The 535-nt window shown below is 78.1% G+C and carries 1 protein-coding gene and 1 pseudogene; one reads left to right on the plus strand and one right to left on the minus strand.

Going from position 1 to position 535, the window contains the following annotated elements:
- A partial coding sequence (locus QHF83_RS53420; RefSeq protein ID WP_282425901.1) for a hypothetical protein occupies positions 1–213 on the minus strand: 213 nt, incomplete at its 3' end.
- A 120-nt stretch (positions 214–333) separates the two neighbouring features.
- On the opposite strand from QHF83_RS53420, the pseudogene QHF83_RS53425 reads away from it, so the two are divergent.
- Positions 334–535 (plus strand): annotated as a pseudogene (locus QHF83_RS53425) (hypothetical protein); the annotation flags it as partial.

A 535-nucleotide genomic window follows, 5' to 3' on the forward strand; every position in this document is an offset into this window, starting at 1 on the left:
CCCTTGCCGCTCGCCGAGCTCGGCCCCCTCGAGCAGCCCGACCGGCCCGGGCCGACCCGTGGCCCTCGTCCTCGGCGGGATCGCCCGGCCCGGTCCTCGCCGAGCGTCGCAACGTGCGGCTCGGCCGAACCCCCCGAGGCCGATCGCGCCGAGCTCGCGGCCGTCGCCGAGCAGCACGCGCGAGCGCCGCGCCGCCGCCTTCATTCCTGCCACTTCGACCCCCCCGGATGCGGGTGCGGCAGAAATACGCTGTCGAGCGCGGTCCAGGCCCGCGCGCCTCGGGGAAGATTTCGCGCCGAGGCCCGACCCTTCGGCGAGGAGCCGATCGAGCCCTTGCCGCTCGCCGAGCTCGGCCCCCTCGAGCAGCCCGACCGGCCCGGGCCGACCCGTGGCCCTCGTCCTCGGCGGGATCGCCCGGCCCGGTCCTCGCCGAGCGTCGCAACGTGCGGCTCGGCCGAACCCCCCGAGGCCGATCGCGCCGAGCTCGCGGCCGTCGCCGAGCAGCACGCGCGAGCGCCGCGCCGCCGCCTTCATT

It is taken from the genome of Polyangium sp. 15x6 (assembly GCF_029960785.1).
In the GTDB taxonomy this organism is placed as follows: domain Bacteria; phylum Myxococcota_A; class Polyangia; order Polyangiales; family Polyangiaceae; genus Polyangium.